This is a genomic window from Williamsia sp. Y844 (assembly GCF_056786475.1).
In genome coordinates, this window is the sequence record NZ_JBXCJB010000004.1 from 618,485 (window position 1) to 637,207 (window position 18,723).

Annotated in this window: 16 protein-coding genes; 6 read left to right on the forward strand and 10 right to left on the reverse strand. The window is 63.5% G+C overall.

Annotation, left to right across the window (positions count from 1 at the left end; genetic code table 11):
* Positions 1-2: 2 nt before the first annotated feature.
* From AC1TQG_RS24045 to AC1TQG_RS24055, 3 genes are all read left to right on the forward strand, one after another.
* Positions 3-854, forward strand: a complete 852-nt coding sequence (locus AC1TQG_RS24045; RefSeq protein WP_482140935.1) for an SDR family NAD(P)-dependent oxidoreductase — start codon at positions 3-5, stop codon at positions 852-854.
* 488 nt (positions 855-1,342) lie between these two features.
* The gene (locus tag AC1TQG_RS24050; RefSeq protein WP_482140937.1) at positions 1,343-2,068 is read left to right on the forward strand and encodes a hypothetical protein; all 726 of its coding nucleotides are present in this window, start codon (positions 1,343-1,345) and stop codon (positions 2,066-2,068) included.
* Positions 2,069-2,248: 180 nt separating this feature from the next.
* Positions 2,249-2,572, forward strand: coding sequence for a putative quinol monooxygenase (locus AC1TQG_RS24055; protein ID WP_482140939.1), 324 nt, complete (start codon positions 2,249-2,251; stop codon positions 2,570-2,572).
* 20 nt (positions 2,573-2,592) lie between these two features.
* Here the strand turns inward: AC1TQG_RS24055 and metE are convergent, their stop codons facing one another.
* From metE to AC1TQG_RS24075, 4 genes are all read right to left on the reverse strand, one after another.
* A complete protein-coding gene (gene metE, locus AC1TQG_RS24060) occupies positions 2,593-4,911 on the reverse strand; it encodes a 5-methyltetrahydropteroyltriglutamate--homocysteine S-methyltransferase (protein WP_482140940.1) in 2,319 nt (772 codons plus the stop codon).
* An 11-nt stretch (positions 4,912-4,922) separates the two neighbouring features.
* Positions 4,923-5,813: a 3-hydroxybutyryl-CoA dehydrogenase gene (locus AC1TQG_RS24065; protein WP_482140942.1), complete on the reverse strand. Its 891-nt coding sequence runs from the start codon at positions 5,811-5,813 to the stop codon at positions 4,923-4,925.
* A 191-nt stretch (positions 5,814-6,004) separates the two neighbouring features.
* Positions 6,005-7,300, reverse strand: coding sequence for an isocitrate lyase (gene aceA / locus AC1TQG_RS24070; protein ID WP_482140944.1), 1,296 nt, complete (start codon positions 7,298-7,300; stop codon positions 6,005-6,007).
* Positions 7,301-7,689: 389 nt separating this feature from the next.
* A complete protein-coding gene (locus AC1TQG_RS24075) occupies positions 7,690-8,409 on the reverse strand; it encodes a DUF5642 family protein (protein WP_482140946.1) in 720 nt (239 codons plus the stop codon).
* Between the two features lie 83 nt (positions 8,410-8,492).
* On the opposite strand from AC1TQG_RS24075, the gene ramB reads away from it, so the two are divergent.
* A complete protein-coding gene (gene ramB, locus AC1TQG_RS24080; protein ID WP_482140948.1) occupies positions 8,493-9,902 on the forward strand; it encodes an acetate metabolism transcriptional regulator RamB in 1,410 nt (469 codons plus the stop codon).
* A gap of 5 nt (positions 9,903-9,907) precedes the next feature.
* Here the strand turns inward: ramB and AC1TQG_RS24085 are convergent, their stop codons facing one another.
* Positions 9,908-10,708 carry an amino acid ABC transporter ATP-binding protein gene (locus tag AC1TQG_RS24085; protein WP_482140950.1) on the reverse strand — a complete coding sequence of 267 codons (801 nt, stop codon included), beginning with the start codon at positions 10,706-10,708 and terminating at the stop codon, positions 9,908-9,910.
* Entirely contained in the window at positions 10,705-12,123 is a 1,419-nt protein-coding gene (locus tag AC1TQG_RS24090; protein ID WP_482141464.1) for an ABC transporter permease subunit, read from the reverse strand. Before AC1TQG_RS24090 ends, AC1TQG_RS24085 begins: the two co-directional genes overlap by 4 nt.
* Before the next feature lie 186 nt (positions 12,124-12,309).
* Here AC1TQG_RS24090 and AC1TQG_RS24095 point away from each other — a divergent pair, with 186 nt between their 5' ends.
* A complete protein-coding gene (locus AC1TQG_RS24095; RefSeq protein ID WP_482140952.1) occupies positions 12,310-12,840 on the forward strand; it encodes a carboxymuconolactone decarboxylase family protein in 531 nt (176 codons plus the stop codon).
* A 36-nt stretch (positions 12,841-12,876) separates the two neighbouring features.
* On the opposite strand, the gene AC1TQG_RS24100 is transcribed toward AC1TQG_RS24095, so the two are convergent.
* Positions 12,877-13,551, reverse strand: a complete 675-nt coding sequence (locus AC1TQG_RS24100; protein ID WP_482140954.1) for a sterol desaturase family protein — start codon at positions 13,549-13,551, stop codon at positions 12,877-12,879.
* Positions 13,541-14,284, reverse strand: coding sequence for a FadR/GntR family transcriptional regulator (locus tag AC1TQG_RS24105; RefSeq protein ID WP_482140956.1), 744 nt, complete (start codon positions 14,282-14,284; stop codon positions 13,541-13,543). Before AC1TQG_RS24105 ends, AC1TQG_RS24100 begins: the two co-directional genes overlap by 11 nt.
* Before the next feature lie 71 nt (positions 14,285-14,355).
* Between AC1TQG_RS24105 and AC1TQG_RS24110 the strand changes: the two genes are divergently transcribed.
* Positions 14,356-15,792, forward strand: coding sequence for an amidase (locus tag AC1TQG_RS24110; protein ID WP_482140958.1), 1,437 nt, complete (start codon positions 14,356-14,358; stop codon positions 15,790-15,792).
* A gap of 91 nt (positions 15,793-15,883) precedes the next feature.
* On the opposite strand, the gene AC1TQG_RS24115 is transcribed toward AC1TQG_RS24110, so the two are convergent.
* Both AC1TQG_RS24115 and AC1TQG_RS24120 read right to left on the reverse strand, forming a co-directional pair.
* Positions 15,884-17,986 carry a RecQ family ATP-dependent DNA helicase gene (locus AC1TQG_RS24115; RefSeq protein WP_482140959.1) on the reverse strand — a complete coding sequence of 701 codons (2,103 nt, stop codon included), beginning with the start codon at positions 17,984-17,986 and terminating at the stop codon, positions 15,884-15,886.
* Positions 17,987-18,021: 35 nt separating this feature from the next.
* Positions 18,022-18,486, reverse strand: a complete 465-nt coding sequence (locus AC1TQG_RS24120; protein ID WP_482140961.1) for a hypothetical protein — start codon at positions 18,484-18,486, stop codon at positions 18,022-18,024.
* Positions 18,487-18,723: the final 237 nt, after the last annotated feature.

Below are 18,723 nucleotides of genomic sequence, written 5' to 3' on the forward strand. Positions count from 1 at the left end.
CCATGGGTGAGGACAAAACAGCGGCTCCGGTCGCACTGGTGACCGGGGCGAGCCGCGGTGTCGGCAAAGGGGTGGCGACCGCATTGGGTGCGGCCGGCTGGACCGTATACGTAACCGCGCGTGGGGGCACCGGACCCGAGGATCGTCTGGGTCAGACCGTCGCCGCCATCAACGCCGCCGGTGGCACCGGGTTCGGCGTGCGCTGCGACCACACCGACGACGAAGCGGTGGCCTCCCTGTTCGAGAGGATCTCGGCCGAACAAGGTCGGCTCGACCTCCTTGTAAACAACGCCTGGGCTGCGCCAAAGGGTTTCGGTGGTTTCAGTGACAAGTTCTGGGAGCGGCCGGTCAGCGACTGGGACACCCTGATCACGGTTGGTCTTCGCGCGCACTACGTGGCGTGCGTCCACGCGGCGCAGCTCATGGTGCCGCAAGGGCATGGGCTGATGGTCAACATCTCGTCGTTCGGAACCCGCGGCCACCTGCATACCGTGCTCTACGGGATGAGCAAGGCCGCGCTGGACAAAATGGCCTTCGACATGGGCCACGAGCTGGCCGGAACCGGCGTGAGCGCGATCTCCCTGTGGCTGGGCCTGATTCAGACCGAGCTGTTGCTGTCGCTGGGTATCGACGAATTCGCCGGTTTCAAGATCAGCGAAGCAGAGCACCCCGAGTTCGTCGGACGTGTGATCGATCGGCTCTGGCGCGACCCGAATCTACAAACCCACAACGGGCACACACTGGTGACCGCCGAACTCGGCGCCGACTACGGATTGTCGAACAACGACGGCATCGCGCCGAAATCACACCGGGCCCCGTTCGGCGGCGGACCGCTGTTCCCACCGAGTCACTGAAGGCCGCCCACCGGCCATCAGAATTGCTCCACTTATCGACGTCCGCGCCAGTTGCAGCGGGAGTGAACGCACGCAAGTGGAGCGAACTTGGGTGGATGGCCCGGTTAACCGTGTAATGGGGTCGTATGAATTTCAACGAATTTCCATAACAGGTCAATACCGCTCACACAAGCCCCCACTTCAAGGTCGCATAAATGCACTAACAAGGATTAGACAGGCGGGCTTTGTCCAGGACAGCAAACCTCACACGGCGGCTTTACCTACCCAAAATCGGACATAAAGGCTGCTCAAACCCCTTCCGGCGCACTGTTTCTCGAAATGATTAGCGGATCTCACTGATCGGCGTATCGAACATTCTCAGATTTAGAACCCTTGCTAAAAGTCGAATAATTGAAGGAAATCGACGTTTGCATTCACCCATCTAACAGTTGTTAAGTTGACGTGACACCAACGCAACAAACAAACCTTTTGGGGGTCGATTCACAGCTATGAACCGTACTTTTGTTCGCGCAACCACCGCTGCCGCCGCAGTCAGCGCCGCCGCTCTGTTCTTTCCCGCCGTGGCTTCGGCCGCGCCGGTGACGGGCTCCAACTGCTCGACCGTTTCCACCGGAACCGACGCCAACGGATGGGGTAACCCGTTCCCGGAAGAAGCGGGCGCCAAGTACAGCGACTCCACGCTTCTCGATGCAGACGGTTCGCTCGTGCTGGCCACCGAGGCGTCCGCGGCGCGGAAGGCGTGGTATCACCCCGCGGGTGGACTGAAGGCCACGGACATCGACGGGGCCCTGACGTTCAAGCAGACCGAAGGCAATGTCAACTGGCAGATCCGGGTCACCGGTGCGGACACAGTAGGCGCTCCCGAGTCCGAAGGCGGCTTCGCCACCTTCGCCTGGGCGAGCTCCGGTACTGCCGGCACTCAAGATGCAACCAACGCAGCCAACTGGTGGTCAACCCGGAATCTGCCCAACATTCCCAAGGGCACCCCATCAACGCTTGATGCCCTTGTTGCAGCTGCCGGTGCAGCAACTGTTGTCACCCACTACGGAGTTTCGGCACAGCCGAGCGTGCCCGGCGAAACGGTGCACGTCGACTCGGTCTCGTTCAACGGTTGCACCACCAACTTCAAGGCCACCGGCTCTGCGGGCGGCGACAGTAGCGGCTCACTCGGCGGTCTCGGATTGGGCAACCTGATCCCCGGACTGTTCCCGTAACCCCTACGCACGAACAGCAACATTTCCAGGAGTGCCCTTCCCATCACGGGAAGGGCACTTCTCGTTGCGGTGTCTCAATATGCGACGACAGTGCTCACTCCCCCGATACCTGCCAGATGCCGGCCCGCACCACTAGCATTTTGGGAGGTGCACCCGTAGTCGACATTTAAGGAGGGCGAAGTGATTTTCATCGTGGTGAAGTTTCAGGTGAAGCCCGAGTGGACCGAGAAGTGGCTCGATCTGGTCGGTCCGTTCACGCAGGCAACGCGGAATGAGCCCGGCAACAAGTGGTTCGAGTGGTCGCGCAGCGTCGATGATCCCAACGAGTTCGTGCTGGTGGAAGCATTCGACGATGATGCGGCGGGCGCCCACGTGAACAGCGACCATTTCAAGAAGGCCACGCAGCAGGACATGCCGCAGGCCCTGATGGCCACACCCAGGATCGTCAGTCAGCAGATCGAGGCCGACGATTGGTCAGAGATGGGCGAGGTCACGATCGACTGACGTTCCCCACCCCAGACGGATCAGGAAGTGCCGGCCGCCTGTGCCTGCCGGGCCTCGACCTGGCGCCGTTCGCGCCGTGCAGCGGCGACCATGTTGCGCAACGCCGGCTCCAGTTGCCAGTAATGCCTGGTCTTGAGGCCGCCGTCCGGATTCACCCACAGTCGATCGGGATCGATGGCCTGTGCTGCCCGCTGGATCCGTTCGTCGATCTCGTCGATGTCCGGGATGGCCGCGCTGCGGCTCTCATAGACTCCGGGACCGACCTCACGTTTGATGGACGTTCCCGAGGCCACGATCTGATCCAGCACCCAGTCGATCGACCGGGTCGCCACGATCGAGGTGACGTCGGCGTCGAGCGCGTCGAACGCGTCGACGACCTTCGCGATGCTGGAATAGCCGATGTGCGTGTGGATCTGGGTCGCAGGCTTGGCACCGCCGACCGCCAACTTGAACGCCGCGACCGCCCAGTCGAGATAGCCCTCGCGACCACGTTCGCGCAGCGGCAACAACTCTCGAATAGATGGTTCATCCACCTGGATGATCTTGATCCCGGCCTTCTCGAGGTCGGCGACCTCGTCACGGACGGCAAGGGCGAGCTGCTCCGCCGTCTCATAGAGCGGTTGGTCCTGGCGCACAAACGATCTCGCCAGCATGGTCACCGGGCCGGTGAGTATGCCCTTCACCGGCTTGTCGGTCAGAGACTGCGCATAGGTGATCCACTCGACGGTCATCGGGCCTCTACGTTTGATGTCGCCGTAGAGGATCGGCGGTCGCACACAACGCGAACCGTAAACCTGCACCCAACCGAAATGTGTTGTGGCATAGCCGTCCATCAATTCGGCGAAGTACTGGATCATGTCGTTGCGCTCGACCTCACCGTGCACCAGGACATCGAGGCCGATGTCCTCCTGCAGGTCGATGACACGTTTGATCTCGTCGAACAGCAGCTGCTTGTACTCGTCCCAGGTCACCCGCCCCTGCCCGTAGTCGTAGCGCGCCTGCCGGATCTCTGCGGTCTGCGGAAACGACCCCAGTGCGCAGACCGGAATCAGTGGAAGTCCGATGGCCTGCTGCTGGGCCGCCCGGCGGACGTCGTAAGGAGCCCGCTCGCGCTGATCCGGGCGGATTGCCGCAACCCGCTGGCGCACATCATGCTTCAGCTTGAAGTGCACCGACTTCGGGCGGTTGTACCAGCGTTCCGGCGCGCCGTGGGTGACCGCCTTGGCGAGCGCCACCACCTCGCCGACCTTCTGCTTCGCGAAAGACAACCGGTCGGCAACGTCGCCGGGGATGTCATATTCGATGAGCAGGTCGACGGGGACGTGCATCAAGCTGCACGACGTCGACACGACCACGTCCGGAATCACCGCTTTGATGGCCAACAGGTAGTCCAGTGTCTGAGCCTTGTCTGCCTTCCACACATTCCGGCCGTTGATCACACCCGCGTACAGGCGCTTGCGCTTCAGACCCGGGATTTTGCCAAGGGCGGCGGCGCTGATCGGCTCCGACACCAGATCCACACCGATGGCCTCGATCTTCGTCGCCGCCAGGATCGGCAGGGCCGCACCGAGATCGCCGTACTGGCCGGTGACGAGCAGACGCGGTCGCTGGCTCACCGCGGACAGCGCGTTGTACACGGTCCCCAGTAGTGCCAGCTCCTCCTCGGAGCGGTCACTGGTGAAAGCCGGCTCGTCGAGCTGGACACATTTGGCGCCCTGTGCGGCCAGGTCCTTGAACAGCTTCAAGTAGACCGGGATCACCTCCTCGATCTTGTCGATCGGCGAGAAACCCTCGGGCGCATCAGGGCCTGCCTTCGACAGCAGCAGCAGCGAGATGGGTCCGAGGACCACCGGACGCAGCTCGATAGCGTATTCCTTGGCCCGCTTGTGCTCGGCCAGCAGCGATTCGGCGTGCAGAGAGAACTCGGTGTCGGCACTGATCTCGGGCTGGCGGTAGTGGTAGTTGGTTCCGAAGAACTTCACCAACTCCAGCGGCGGGAAATCCGGTTTGCCCCGGGCCATCGTGAAATAGAAGTCCAACGGATGCAGCTCGCCTGCCAGCGGCTTGAACCGGTTGGGAACGGCACCGAACATGAGCGCATTGTCGAGCACGTGGTCGTAGAAGGAGAAGGTGTTGCCGGGAACCTGCTCGAGCCCGGTGGCCGCGAGCTCCTGCCAGATGCTGTCTTGCAACTGTTGCCCGGTGGCGATCAGATCGCCCACCGAACCGCCGTTGTGCCAATGTCTCTCGAGCGCGCGTTTGAGTTCACGCCGGGCGCCGATGCGCGGATACCCCAGGATCGAGGACCCGTATTCGATCTTCTCTGCGGGGCTGGTCATGTCCGCGCCCGTTAGTTCTTGACGCCGGTCTTTGCTGCTTCGTACTGGTAGAAGCCGTGGCCGGACTTCTTGCCGAGCCGGCCGGCCTCGACCATGCGCAGCAACACCGGCGGCGGCGAGTAGAGCGGTTCCTTGAACTCTTCATACATCTTGTCGGCGATGGCCTTGACGGTGTCGAGGCCGACCAGGTCGGTGAGCTTGAGCGGCCCCATGGGGTGCGCACAACCGAGGACCATGGCCTTGTCGATGTCCTCCACGGTGGCAAATCCACTCTCCACCATGCGGATTGCCGACAGCAGGTACGGAACCAACAGTGCATTGACCACAAACCCTGAACGGTCGGACGACCGCACGACCTGCTTGCCGAGGATGTCGCGGGCGAACTCTTCGGCGCGGGCGGTGATCTCCGGGGCGGTCATCAACGTGGTGACCAGCTCGACCAGAGGGAGCACGGGTACCGGGTTGAAGAAGTGCATCCCGACAACGCGATGTGCGTTGGCGGTGGCCATCCCGAGCTTCATGATCGGGATGGACGAAGTATTGGAGGCGAGCACCGCATTGGGATCGGTGACCACCTTGTCGAGCTCTTTGAAGATCTCGGTCTTGACCGCTTCGTCCTCGACGACGGCTTCACACACCATCTGCCGGTCGGCGAAGTCGCCCAGGTCGGAGGTGAAACGCAAACGCCAGGAGGCCTGTTCGCGTTCCCGCTCGGTGAGCTTTCCACTGCTCACACCGCGGTCGAGCGAGCGCAAGATGCGCGAGCGTCCGGCAGCGGCAAGCTCGCGAGTGGTCTCGTAGACCAGCACATCCGCGTGCGCACGCGCACACACCTCAGCGATGCCCGCGCCCATCTGCCCGGCACCGATGACACCAACCCGCGTGATCTTCTCGCTTGCCATGACAACTCCTTGAAAACTACGAAACCGCACTATCTTTGAACCAAAAGGAACCAACACAGAAGGGGTAGATGAGGGTAACCCTGCTCGGGTACGCCCAGAAGCCGGTAGAAAACCAGCAGGCGGCCCGCAACGGTAGTCGCGGACCGCCCTGCTTGTTCGCTTAAGTCCCGGGGTGGCGGACTAGCCGAGTCCTAGTGGAACTGGCCTTCTTCGGTGGAGCCCTTCAGAGCAGTGGTCGAGCTGTTGGGGTCAACGGTGGTGGCGATGCGGTCGAAGTAGCCGGCGCCGACCTCACGCTGGTGCTTGACGGCGGTGAAGCCGCGCTCGTCGGCAGCCTTGAACTCGCGGTTCTGCAGGTCGACGAATGCGGTCATCTGCTCGCGGGCGTAACCGTAGGCAAGGTCGAACATGCCGTAGTTCAGGGCGTGGAAGCCGGCGAGGGTGATGAACTGGAACGTGAATCCCATTGCGCCGAGCTCGTTCTGGAACTTGGCGATTGTGGAATCGTCGAGGTGCTGGCTCCAGTTGAACGACGGGCTGCAGTTGTAAGACAGCAGCTGGTCCGGGAACTCGCTCTTGACGGCTTCGGCGAACTTACGAGCCAGTTCGAGATCGGGGGTACCGGTCTCCATCCAGATCATGTCGGCGTACGGCGCGTAGGACTTCGCACGTGCGATACACGGCTCGATGCCGTTCTTCACGTGGTAGTAGCCCTCGGCAGTGCGCTCACCGGTGACGAACGGCTGGTCGCGCTCGTCGACGTCGGAGGTGATCAGGGTGGCGGCCTCGGCGTCGGTCCGGGCGATGACCACGGTCGGCACGTTGGCAACGTCAGAGGCCAGGCGAGCCGAGCTCAGGGTGCGGATGTGCTGCTGGGTGGGGATCAGCACCTTGCCACCGAGGTGGCCACACTTCTTCTCCGAGGCGAGCTGATCTTCCCAGTGGGTTCCGGCGGCACCGGCGGCGATCATGGCCTTCTGCAGTTCGTAGACGTTCAGTGCGCCACCGAAGCCGGCTTCACCGTCGGCCACGATCGGCACAACCCAGTTGTCGACAGACTTGTCACCCTCGACGTGAGCGATCTCGTCGGCGCGCAGCAGAGCGTTGTTGATGCGGCGAACAACCGAGGGAACCGAGTTCGCGGGGTACAGCGACTGGTCCGGGTAGGTGTGTCCGGACAGGTTCGCGTCACCGGCGACCTGCCAGCCGGAGAGGTACACAGCCTTCAGACCGGCGCGAACCTGCTGCACAGCCTGGTTACCGGTGAGAGCACCGAGGGCGTTGATGTAGCTGCCATCACCCTGCGTGACACCCTCCCAGAGGATTTCGGCGCCACGACGTGCAAGTGTCTGCTCTTCGACGACGCTGCCCTGCAACTCGACGACCGACTCAGCGGTGTAGTCGCGGGTGATGCCCTTCCAACGAGGATTGGTATCCCAGTCCTGCTGGATCTCGGCGGCAGTCCTTGGTTTTCCGACGGTGCTCATATTCTCGCACTCCATATTCGTTGAGCTTGTGCTGTGTGGCGGGTCCGCCCGAGTTCGGAAGAACCGAACCCGTTCGGGACGAGTTAGCAATTTCGTATCCCCGGAGGGCCCCTGCTTCACCGAGAGTGCCACAGGCAAAGCTGCAGGTCTACACGCCGCAGGTGTGAATTCAGGCCAGGTTTTCACCGGGGTTTGCAAATGTTGCGAAGATCGCGGTGTAAACAACTTCCAGTTAGTTACCGGTGAGTACGCCAAAAAGTACGCGCGTACTGCAACTTTACGGGTTGGTCATCCACAGAAGCGGTGTTGCGTGCGGTCCACAACGACACCCGGGTTTCCAACTCCAGACGCTGACGCGGTGAGCAGAATCACAGCGATCTGCCCGCTGATCACTTGGTCGCGGCGTCCACCCGGCGCACTGCTTCGGCGAACAAATCAGCGAATTCGACTTCACTGAGGCCCTTTTCGGTCGAGTTGGCGACCAGTTGCACGCTGATCCCGTCGACCACGGCGTAGCCGGCCACCGTGTGCGACGCGGTCGTCCGTCCCCCGGGATATGTGGTGGTCACCACCGAACTCACCATCAGCGACAGTGAGGTGGGCAGGGCCGGGGGCGTCAGTCGCCGGTTCTGGGTGAGCACGGTGGTCCCGGCCGTACTGCCCTGTGTGATCGTGATCGTGAACTGTGCACATTCGCCGACGCTGACCCGCACGTCGGCGTCGATATCCCGGGGCACCGTGGTCACCAATTCGGTGATGGTGCCGCCCGTCGGTGATTGCCATGCCGATACCGCCGCGTTGGAGACGTCGAGCTGGTCATTGAGATCGGCATCAGCGGTCGGGCGGCACTGCGGCGGGTCGAATAGTGCCGAGCCCGCCGATTCGAGGGCGGACGCGTTCTGCCTCTGCAGGTCGATGATGCCCAGTTCGGCGGGTTGATAGCCCTTGGGAAACTCGCGGGCGGGTAGCAGGAGTGCAGCGGGTGTGTTCGACGAGGACTCCGACGGTGGCGATGATTCCGACGCAGGCGAGGAACTCTCGGAACATCCGGTACCCACCAGACACAGGGATGTGAAGACGATCGCCGTTACAGACAGCTTCCCGCGCATTCCCACACCCTAGACAGCGCCGTCTGCGGTGTTCGATCGGCGACCTGCGCTGGTCCCGGGCCGCACCCGCATACCCTAGGAGCATGTCCAAGACCTACGTCGGCGCACGTCTACGGCAGTTGCGCTCCGAGCGCGGCATGTCGCAGGTTGCGCTGGCGCAGTCGCTCGAGATCTCCCCGTCCTATCTGAACCAGATCGAGCACGATGCCCGGCCGTTGACGGTTCCGGTCCTGCTCAAGATCAGCGAGGTCTTCGGGGTCGACACCGGGTTCTTCAATTCTCAGGACAACGCCCGGCTCATCGCCGAGATGCGCGAAGTGATGATGGACGAGGACCTCGACGCGAATGCCGACGCCCAGGAGATCACCGACCTGGTGACCACTCATCCGGATATGGCAAAGGCCATGGTCAACCTGCATCGCCGGTATCGGATCGCCACCGAACAGCTCGCTGCTGCCACCGACGAACGCGGCGACGGCACCATGAGGGGTTCCATCAGCGCGCCCCATGAGGAGGTTCGGGACTACTTCTATCAGCGCCGAAACTATCTCCACGAACTCGATGTCGCAGCCGAGGAACTCACGTCCCGGATGCGGATGCACTCCGGTGACGTCCGCAGCGAGATCGCGAACCGTCTGCAGACCGTCCACGGCGTCCAGATCGTGCGACGCGTCGACCTCGGCGACACGGTTCTGCACCACTTCGACCCCGAGACGCGGCGCCTGGATATCTCCGGCCACCTCTCGCAGGGTCAGCGGGTGTTCAAGATGGCCGCAGAATTGGGACACCTCGAATGCGGTGACCTCATGCGACAGATGGTCGACGAGGGCAACTTTACGTCCGACGAGGCGCGCGCGCTGGCACTGCTCGGAATGGCGAACTACTACGCCGCCGCCGCGGTCCTCCCCTACTCCCAATTCCATGGCGCGGCCGAGGACTACCGATACGACATCGAGCGGCTGTCTGCGTTCTACGCGGTCTCGTACGAGACGATCTGCCATCGCCTGTCGACGCTGCAACGGCCCAACCTGCGGGGCGTCCCGTTCACGTTCGTCCGGGTGGACCGTGCCGGAAACATGTCAAAGCGGCAGTCCGCCACCGGTTTCCACTTCTCCAGCAGCGGCGGCACGTGCCCCCTGTGGAACGTGTACGAGACCTTCGCCTCGCCCGGCAAGATCCAGACCCAGATCGCACAGATGCCCGACGGCCGCAACTACCTCTGGGTGGCCCGCACCGTCGAGCGTCGCGCGGCGCGCTACGGCCAGCCCGGTAAGACCTTTGCCATCGGATTGGGTTGCGAGCAGCGCCATGCCGCGCGACTGGTCTACTCGGACGGTCTCGAGATCGGCCCACAGGCCAACGTGACACTCATCGGCGCAGGTTGCCGCGTGTGCGAACGGATGAATTGCCCGCAGCGTGCGTTCCCGGCACTCGGGGCAAAACTCGACATCGACGCGCACCGCAGCACCGTGTCGCCGTATCTGGTGCGGTGAGGCCGCTAGACCGGATCCAGGATCCGGCGTAGAAACTGTTTGGTTCGTTGGTGTTTCGGCTTGGCGAGCACCTCGGCCGGCGGACCCTGTTCCAGCACGATGCCGCCGTCGACGAATAGCACCTGGTCGGCGACCTTCTGCGCGAAGTGGATCTCGTGGGTCACCACGATCATCGTCCAGCCCTGGGTGGCAAGGTCTTTCATGACCCCGAGGACCTCCCCGACGAGTTCGGGATCCAGCGCGGACGTCGGTTCGTCGAACAGCATCAGCCTGGGCTTGAGGGCCAGCGCCCGCGCGATCCCCACGCGCTGTTGTTGTCCCCCGGAGAGTTGATGCGGGTACTGGTCCCGTTTGTCCGACAGACCGACCTGCAGCAACAATGCCTCGGCCTCGGCCACGACCTCGCTGCGCGGTCGCTTCTGCACGATCACCGGGCCTTCGATGACGTTCTCCAGCACCGTCTTGTGCGGAAACAGGTTGTGGCCCTGAAAGACCATGCCCGACTGCGCGCGGTATTTGGCGAGTTGCGCCTTGGGTACCGGTTTGTCGAAGTCGACGGATACATCGCCGATGGTGATCTGGCCGCCATCGGGCACGTCGAGGGCATTGAGCGAACGCAAGATCGTTGTCTTGCCCGACCCCGACGGACCGATGATTGTGGTCACCGAACCGGGCCGGACGGTGAAGCCGATGCCGCGCAACACGTGGTTGTCGCCATACGACTTCTGCAGACCGGTCACGGTCACGAGGTTGTCCGTCTCACCGGTGGGTGTGGGCTTCTGCGGGGGCACAGGAGTTTCGGTCATTTCGCCACGTACCTATCCAGTCGGATCTCGATGCGGCCCTGTACCGATGACAATACGAGGCACACAACCCAGTAGTACAGGGCCGCGGTCCCGTACAGGGCAAAGAACTCGAAGGTCGGCGCTGCCGCGATCTGGGCGGTGCGCAGCAGTTCTGTCACCAGGATCGTCGAGGCCAGCGAGGTGTCCTTGACCAGCGAGATCAACGTGTTCGACAACGGTGGGACTGCGGTGCGAAGCGCCTGCGGCAAGATGATGCGCCGCAGCGCGACCGGATAGCTCATGCCGATCGTTTCGGCGGCCTCCCACTGCCCCTTCGGGACACTGCCGATGGCCGACCTGATGATCTCGGCGGCATAACCACCGACGTTGAGACTGAAGGCGATTGCCGCTGCCGGGAACGGATCGATGAGGATGTTCAGTTCGGGGAGCGCGTAAAAGATGATAAAAAGCTGGACCAGCAGCGGCGTTCCGCGAATCAACGAGATGTAGACCCGCGCGACTGACGACAACGCCCGATTCTTGGACATCCGCGCCAACGCCACACCCAGCGCGATGATCAAACCGAAAAAGAAGCTGATCGCCGTCAATGGGATGGTCACGGTGATGGTGGCCTTGGCCATCGGCCACAGGTTGTCCGCAATCAGTTTCCACGTACTGGGCCCAGTCTTCGGTTCCGACGTGCCTGCGGCATTGGCGTCCAGATAGGCCTGGGAGATCGCCGCGAGGGTGCCATCGCTCCTGAGCTCTTCGAGCGCGGCGTCGATCTCGTCGATCAGCCCACTGTCTTTGGGCGCCGCGAAAGCCTGCTCGCTCTTCTCCCCGATGTTCGCCGCGATCTTGATGCTCGTGTCGCCGGTGGTCGCCTGATAGGCGAGAACGGACAGGCTGTCGTTCACCGTTGCCTGTACCCGCCCCTGGTTGAGCAGCTTGATGGCCTGGGTGAAACCCTCGACCGACTCGACGTTGGCTCCTGCATCCCGCGCCACCTGCGCCCAGTTACTGGTCTCGGACTGCGCCGTGGTCTTGCCCTTGAGATCGGCAAGCGAGGTGATCGAGTTGTCGTCCGCCCTCGTCACGATCACGCCTTCACCGATCGCATACGGCGTCGACAGATCGTATTTCGCCTTGCGTTCGTCGGTGATCGTGACCTGGTTGGCGACCACGTCGAACCGGTCGGATTCCAGCGCCGCGAAAATGGAATCCCATGGGGTCTCGACGAATTCGACCCGGAGACCCATCTTCTCGGCGACCGCCTTCGCCACGTCGACGTCGTAGCCGACGAGTTGGCCGGTGGCTGGATCGTGATAGCTGAACGGCGGGTACGTACCCTCGGTCCCCACCCGCAGCACGCCCGACTCCTTGAGCCGGTCAATCCCGGTGCCGTCGTCACCACCGCAACTCGCCAGCACCGACATCGCGGCGAGCACACCCACGATCACGATCAGTATCCGACGCACTGATAGGACTTTAGTCCCCCAACGGGCAGGTCGGGGAAGGCCACCACCGACGCGCCGGGCCTGAGGCGGGTGCGGTCGGCGCCGGGTCCGCCGAGCGGTGGTGATCCGGCGTTACTCAACACTCCTTCCGCTAGGTTGACAGACGTGACCACACCACGCATCGACCCCGGCAATTTCCGTCAGCTCGGGCCCTTCAACTGGGTGTTCAGCCGCGGGGCCGCCCGCGTCATCGGAGTTTCGGACGCGCACATCTTTTCGACGCTGGGGCGGGCCAAGGGCCTGTTCCGGGGATGGCTGCATTTCTCGAGCCGGATGATGCCGTTCGGCAGACTTTCTCGGCACCACGCCGAGATGGTGATCATCCGGACCGCCCATCTGCGCAACTGTCAGTACGAGCTCGACCATCACAAGCGACTCGGCCGGCGGGCCGGTATCGACGAGGCCGAGTTCTCACGGCTACTTCAGGGCCCCGAGGCGGGCTGGTCCGGGGTTGACGAGGCCTTGCTCCGCGGCGTCGACGAGTTGGTGGGCACCAAGGACCTGAGCGATGCCACCTGGAAGAACCTGGCCGCCCACCTCGACGAGCGCCAGCTGATCGAGTTCGTACTCCTTGTCGGACAATATGATTCACTGGCCACCACCATCGGCGCCCTGCGGATCCAGCGAGACTTCTGAGTACTGCGTCTCACCTGAGACCAGCGCAGCAGCAGCTCAGCTGATCGCGTGCAGGTTCTTGGCAGTCGGCGACTTTTCGACGGATTCGGGGTCGGGAGCCGTGCGGAGCAGCCGATCGGCAGTCCCGGATGTGGTGACGGTGAACCAGTAATGCTCGCTTTTGTAGTGATGAAACCGGTGATGGCGCCAGGTCGCTTTGTAGAAGCGTGATTTCGGTTTGTAATCGGTGTGGATGAGGTAGTGCGTCCACTCGTAGAGCAGACCGAGAACGCCGAGGGTCACCATGAACGTCAAACCCAATCCTGTTCTGCCGAAGGCAAACAGCCCGCCCGCAACGGCTACCGGCAATATCAGGCACAGGACCTGCCACGGAATGAAGATCAGCGGGATGTCGCGGGGATTGCTGTGGTGCTCGCGGTGTTTGCGCGACAGCAAGGAGTCGACCTTCAGTCCGGCAACGGTCCGGGGCCGCCAGTGCAGGATGCACACGTGAATCACCCACTCCGCAAAAGGAAATGACACGACCATCACCACCGGTACCAGCGCATCGGTCCAGGCGAAGTCGCCGACCGCAGCGCGGGCGATCGTCGAAGCAGTCAGGAAGACAATGATCATCCATGGTGACGGGTGCCTGACGAACTCGCGAAAGGCGCTCTGCAGTGAGACCTTCCGGCGATCCTTCCGGCCGGTCGCCTGATGTTCAGTCGTCATCGGAATCCTCCCGGACCAGCTCTTCCATCTCGGTGAACGCCGCCATCAGCGCGGTGGTCGCGGGTTCGAGCAACACCGTCGCGGCCCGGGCGGCCCTCTGTGGATCGCGCTTTTCGACGGCGTCGACGATCGCGCGGTAGCCGGCCGCATTCCCGACCTCCGCCGACAACACACCAGCCAACGCCGGCAGTGCGGGTTCGTACGCCGCCCGCATCGTGTTGTACATCAACCGGAACGCAATCGAATCGGCGCCGTCGACCAACGCGTCCCAGAAGTCCAGGGCGACCAGCTGCTGCTCGATGGGGTCACCGAGATCAGCGAGCTTGGTCGCCGCGTCGCGCACTGCGGTGATCTGTGCGGTGTTCGCGCGGAGCGCCGCCAACTCGGCCACCTTGGGGCCGATGTGGGCTCTGGCCTCGATGACCGAACGGGCCACCGACACATCGAGTTCGCCCTGACGGATGAGCAGGCGAGGCAGCAGGTCGAGGCCGCCGAACTTCCGCACATCTCGGACGGTGGTGCCGTCGCCCTGCCTGATGGTGACAAGTCCGGCCGCGGCCACCCGCTTCAGCGCCTCCCGCACAGCAGGCCGCGACACACCGAGCACCCGCGCAAGTTCGCGCTCGCTTGGCAACGACTGACCGGGAGCCAGATCTCCGCTGAGCACACCTTCGATGATCTGCTCGAAGACGTCCTCGGGGACGCTGCGGTGTTCGATCGGCTGGAACGGCATGCTTCGACGGTAGGACCGTCAACGGTAAGAGGTCAAGTGGTCTGACCAATACTCTGCAGTACCGTGTGCGCATGGCCGACCGAACCCACGTCCACGCTTTCACCGACGACGCATTGGGCGAGCATGACGCAGTGTCATTGGCGGCCGCCATCGCGGCCGGTGAGATCAGCGCCGGCGAAGCCGCCGCCGCGGCGATCGCCCGCGCCGAAAATGTCGAACCAGACCTCAATGCGCTGGTCATCAAGGACTTCGACCGGGCATTGGCAGCAACGAGAACACCGGCGACCGGAGCGTTTGCCGGTGTCCCCACGGCCATCAAGGACAACAGTCACGTCGCCGGCCTGCCTACCGCATCCGGCTCGCGAGCGGTCCGACCGACACCGAAACCGGCCAACGAACCGTACGTCGACCAATACCTGTCGACCGGTATGACGATGCTCGGCAAAACGCGTCTACCCGAGTTCGGCTTCAACGCCACCACGGAATTCGTCTCTGCGCCACCCACCCGGAACCCTTGGCACACCGGCTACTCCTCGGGTGCGTCGTCCGGTGGGTCGGCGGCACTCGTGGCCGCGGGCGTGGTGCCGATCGCGCATGCCAACGACGGCGGCGGCTCGATCCGAATTCCGGCTGCGGCCTGCGGATTGGTCGGCCTGAAGATGACGCGCGGCCGCGAGATCCAGTCGATACAGGGCAAGGCGATGCCGATCGACATCATCTCCAACGGCGCCCTGACCCGAACAGTGCGTGATACCGCCGCATTCGTTGCCGCCATTGAGAAGTACCGGCCCGCAAAGAAATTACCTCCGATCGGGTCCGTCCACGGCCCGTCGGACCGTCGGCTGCGGGTCGGTCTGGTCCTCAACTCCATCGTCGGGGATCCGACCGACAGCGAGACCAAGACTGCCGTCGTGCAGACCGCGGAACTGCTGGAGTCACTCGGCCATGAGGTCTCAGAGATCACCGTTCCCACCGACCAGAGCTTTGTTCGCGACTTCGTGCACTACTGGACGCTGATGGCGTTCTCCATGAAGTACTTCGGCAAACACGTCACCGGTGACAGGTTCGACAAAAGCGAGCTCGATCCGCTCACGGCGGGATTGGCCCGAGACTTCCTGCGACGCCCCTGGCTGACGCCGACGTCGATCCGCGGGCTCAAGCGCAGCGAGAAGCAATACCGGGCGGCATTCTCCGACCTCGACGTGGTGCTCTCCCCCGTGCTTGGCCACACCACGCCCGAACTCGGATTCCTCTCGCCTGCACTGGGATACGACGTGATGTTCCCGCGATTGATCAACTACGTCAGCTTCACGCCATTGAACAACGCCGCAGGCAGTCCGGCGATCTCACTGCCCATGGGACGTACCCGGACGGGCCTGCCCATCGGCGTCCACTTCTCGGCAGCCCACGGCGACGAGCGCACCTTGCTCGAGCTCGCGTTCGAACTCGAAGCGGCCAAACCTTTCGCCCGGATCCAGGACAAAGAGCGCTCGCGCCCACGGTCCTGATGCGGCTCGACCTGCGCTGATGGAGTCAGCCCGGCGACGAAACGGCAGGCAGGACGGTGGTCAGTGACCGAAGCAGTCGCTCAGATACGCCTCAGTTCGTGCTCGCCAGCGCGAACGGCAGTACCTCCGAGACTCCGGCGCGACGGAGTTGCCGAGCCGCCATGGTCAGTGTCCAACCGGTATCGGCAAGGTCGTCGACCAGGAGCACCGGTCCGGTGAGCGCGGCAACGGTCGCCGGGTCGGGATCACTCCATGCGTTTTCCAGGCCGGCCACCCGATACGCCGAGTTCGCGGCCGTCACCGATCGGTGTTCTGGTGAGTAACGCAACGTCCCGAGGTTCGTCAGACGTCCCAGTTCGGACAGCCGATCGACCACCGACCCGATCAGGATCGGATGCGAGTCCGAATCGAGCCCCATGATCGCGGTCGGTCGGGTCTGCCACGGCCACGCGGCGAGTACCGCAACCGCGGCGCGCACAACCTCTTCGGGAGCAGGCGCGTCGGGCTCATCGAGCAACCGACGCAATCGGTTTCCCCACCCGAGATCACTGAGTCGACCGATCACGCGGCCCGTCGAGGGTCCATCCGAGATCTTGCCCGACAGTTCAACACCCAGCTTCTTCATGCCCGTAGGCCACTGCTTGCGGGGTGCCAGTTCGACACCGGGACGCTGCAGCTGTTCGCGCGCCGCATCCAGCGACTTGCCGTCGACTGTTGCCGAATACCGCTGGCCCGCACAGTTGTCGCATCGCCCGCATTTGCTGTCGGCGATCAGATCGGGATCGTCCAGCTGAGCACGCAGGAACACCATCCGACAGTTGGGGGTGTTCTGGTAATCGAGCATCGCCTGCTGTTCGCGCTTTCGGGCCATCGCGAGCTTCTCGTAGCGGGCCTCGTCATACGACCACGGCTGACCCGTCCCGATCCAGCCACCCTTGACCCGCTTGACCGCACCATCGACGTCGAGGACCTTGAGAACCATCTCGAGTCGTGAGCGACCGAGGTCGACCAGCGGTTCCAGTGCCTGGGTGGACTGCGCCCGATCGGAATCCAGGACCTCGATCACCCTGCGTACCAACGTTTCCGAAGGAAAAGCCACCGACGCGAAGTATCGCCAGATCTCCTGGTCCTCGCTTCCCGGCAGCAAGATCACCTCGGCGCTGGCCGTCGAACGGCCGGCACGACCGACCTGCTGGTAGTACGCAATCGGCGACGACGGAGCCCCGAGGTGGATGACAAAGCCGAGGTCGGGCTTGTCGAAACCCATACCGAGCGCGGAGGTCGCGACCAGCGCCTTGACCCGGTTGGCCATCAGGTCTGCTTCGAGCTGCTCCCGCTCGCCCGAATCGGTGGCACCGGTGTACGCGGCGACCTTGTGTCCGAGGTCGGTGAGCAGGGTTGCGACGTCACGAGCAGCGGACACGGTGAGGGTGTAGATGATGCCCGAGCCTTCGATCGAATCGATATGGGCCGCAAGCCATGCCACCCGTTCAGCTGACGTCGGAACCTTCACCACCGACAGATGCAGCGATTCCCGATCGAGTCCACCGCGCAACACAAGTGTGTCGCCGCCACCGACACCGAGCTGCGCGGCCACGTCTTCGACAACCCGGTCGTTGGCGGTCGCGGTGGTGGCGAGCACCGGCACGTCGGTCCCGAGTTCGGCGACAAGCGTCCGGATCCGGCGGTAGTCGGGGCGGAAGTCGTGGCCCCAGTCGGATACGCAGTGCGCCTCATCGACCACCACCAAACCGGCATCTGCGGCCAGTGCAGGCAGGACATTGTCACGGAAGTCCGGATTGTTGAGCCGCTCGGGGCTGACGAGCAGAACGTCGAGATCGCCACTGTTCACGCGCTCATGGATGTCGTCCCACTCGGTGACGTTTCCCGAGTTGATGGTCGCCGCCTTCACCCCGGCCCGTTCAGCCGAGGCGACCTGGTTACGCATCAGTGCAAGCAGCGGCGACACGATGACGGTCGCGCCACGACCTTCGGCACGCAGCAGCTTGGCGGCGATGAAATACACCGCCGACTTGCCCCAGCCGGTCCGCTGCACAACCAGCGCCCGCCGTCGTTGGACCACCAATGCCTCGATGGCCGTCCACTGGTCATCGCGCAGTGTGGCGTCGGGGCCTGCCAGCTGCTCGAGGATGGTCTGAGCCTGCTCGCGGGTGGCGGTGATTCCAGTGGTCATGTGCCCATGGTGCCCTGCCGCCCCGACAAGGGTCGTCAGCGGCATGCGAGCGAACGACGGTCACCTGTCATGACCCGCCAGATCACGAGTCCGCAGATGCCGATCACGACGAATGACACGTTCGCCAGCATGCCTGCGGGGTGCACGGGCACGTCATTGGATACCGCGGACACGTCGAAGATCGAGGCGGTCACCCCGCGCATCACTGCAATTTCGCTTCCGACCAGCACCAACAGCGTCACCCGGCGATGCCAACGGCCGGTCAACTCCGCCAGGCAGATCACGACGCAGATAGCGGCCGAGGCGAACAGCAAGGCCCCGGTGACAACCTCGTAGGCCAGAAACAACGGCCGCCCCGCGAGCAGTGTGGCATTGACCGGCAGGCCGGTGCGCCACCCCGACGCCCACGCGAAGTGCAGACCGGCGAAGGCTGCGCACAGGATCGCCACCACGCACGCCAACACCCGGAACTCCACGGTGCTCTGAGGTCGTTTGATCACAGAACCAGGGTCACAAGCACAGTTGCCGAAAGACAACCGACAAATGGCTGGCCTTGACCAGGACATCGGCGTCGGGCCACTCCGGTCGCCAGCGGCTGGGATTCACCACCACCACCTCCGGTGGCGCGAGTTGTCGCGCCCGGGGCAGGTACATGAGATGAAACCACAACACCAGCAGCGGCAACGACAGAGCCGACCCAAGGACAGCCTGGAGCCGGGCGAGAATACCGTTTACTG

Coding starts and splice junctions, on each gene's coding strand:
- metE (WP_482140940.1), bottom strand. CDS start 4,911: ATGACCAGCCCCGCAGAGAAGATCGAATACGGGTCCTCGATCCTGGGG.
- AC1TQG_RS24085 (WP_482140950.1), bottom strand. CDS start 10,708: ATGACCGAAACTCCTGTGCCCCCGCAGAAGCCCACACCCACCGGTGAG.
- ramB (WP_482140948.1), top strand. CDS start 8,493: ATGTCCAAGACCTACGTCGGCGCACGTCTACGGCAGTTGCGCTCCGAG.
- aceA (WP_482140944.1), bottom strand. CDS start 7,300: ATGAGCACCGTCGGAAAACCAAGGACTGCCGCCGAGATCCAGCAGGAC.
- AC1TQG_RS24105 (WP_482140956.1), bottom strand. CDS start 14,284: ATGCCGTTCCAGCCGATCGAACACCGCAGCGTCCCCGAGGACGTCTTC.
- AC1TQG_RS24075 (WP_482140946.1), bottom strand. CDS start 8,409: ATGCGCGGGAAGCTGTCTGTAACGGCGATCGTCTTCACATCCCTGTGT.
- AC1TQG_RS24115 (WP_482140959.1), bottom strand. CDS start 17,986: ATGACCACTGGAATCACCGCCACCCGCGAGCAGGCTCAGACCATCCTC.
- AC1TQG_RS24110 (WP_482140958.1), top strand. CDS start 14,356: ATGGCCGACCGAACCCACGTCCACGCTTTCACCGACGACGCATTGGGC.
- AC1TQG_RS24100 (WP_482140954.1), bottom strand. CDS start 13,551: ATGACGACTGAACATCAGGCGACCGGCCGGAAGGATCGCCGGAAGGTC.
- AC1TQG_RS24065 (WP_482140942.1), bottom strand. CDS start 5,813: ATGGCAAGCGAGAAGATCACGCGGGTTGGTGTCATCGGTGCCGGGCAG.
- AC1TQG_RS24050 (WP_482140937.1), top strand. CDS start 1,343: ATGAACCGTACTTTTGTTCGCGCAACCACCGCTGCCGCCGCAGTCAGC.
- AC1TQG_RS24045 (WP_482140935.1), top strand. CDS start 3: ATGGGTGAGGACAAAACAGCGGCTCCGGTCGCACTGGTGACCGGGGCG.
- AC1TQG_RS24090 (WP_482141464.1), bottom strand. CDS start 12,123: ATGTCGGTGCTGGCGAGTTGCGGTGGTGACGACGGCACCGGGATTGAC.